At 61.2% G+C, this 800-nt stretch carries 1 protein-coding gene; it reads left to right on the top strand.

Annotated features, from left to right (window positions below):
• Positions 1-800 (top strand): putative inorganic carbon transporter subunit DabA (locus ACP7EY_RS24000; RefSeq protein WP_426197763.1); only part of this gene is annotated, 800 nt, incomplete at both ends.

The following is an 800-nucleotide window of genomic DNA, read 5'->3' as shown; positions in this document are numbered from 1 at the left end:
TACTTCGATGAGCATCAAGCCATCTGGCAGCCAGAGCGCACCCAGGGTTTGTACGGCTTTTGGCGAGACACCCTTCAACACGACCATGGGATCGGCTTGTTGATGGGCTTACCGCGTTTGGGCACTGCCGTCGGTGCCTTGCCAGCAACCGCAATTGAAGCAGAGCGCTGGGTGATGCAGCGCCTGGGTCTGCCGCAGGCAGTGTGGGCGGACTACCTTGAGTCGGTGCTTCTCACGGTCAACGGTTGGGCCTCATGGTGTGCCTACCTGGCCTGGCAGGCGGGGTTGGAGCGGGGCGAGGCCGACTCACACCTTCGTGAGCTGTTGGCTATTCGTTTAGCTTGGGGCGCACTGCTGTTGGAGTGCAAGGATGACGGGGCGACCAGACAGGCGTTTGTCGCACTTCAGCAAGGCTGGAGCCAGGCCCCCTTACTGCTCAAGCAGGCTGAGCAGGCCCTTTTGATCGACGAAGTGTGGCAATTGGCTCTGGAGCTTGGTTATCAACGCGACCTGGCGCAGCGGCTGGCCGTGGCAAGCGGCAATGGCCTAGTGCCGCAAGAGATTGAAGTCCAAGCGGCCTTTTGCATCGACGTACGCAGCGAGCCACTGCGCCGCGCCCTGGAGGCGGTATGGCCGGGCGTTCAGACTCTTGGTTTTGCCGGTTTTTTCGGTCTTCCAGTGGCTTACACACCACTGTCGACTCAAGCCCGGCGGCCGCAGTTACCTGGCTTGCTAGCCCCTTCCATAGAGGCAGGCGATTGCATCATGAGCACAGACTCAGCCGAGCGCGAAGCAGACCC

It is taken from the genome of Massilia sp. DWR3-1-1 (genome assembly GCF_049898325.1).
GTDB lineage: Bacteria > Pseudomonadota > Gammaproteobacteria > Burkholderiales > Burkholderiaceae_D > JAFCUW01.
This window is presented reverse-complemented; position numbering and strand designations above follow the sequence as displayed.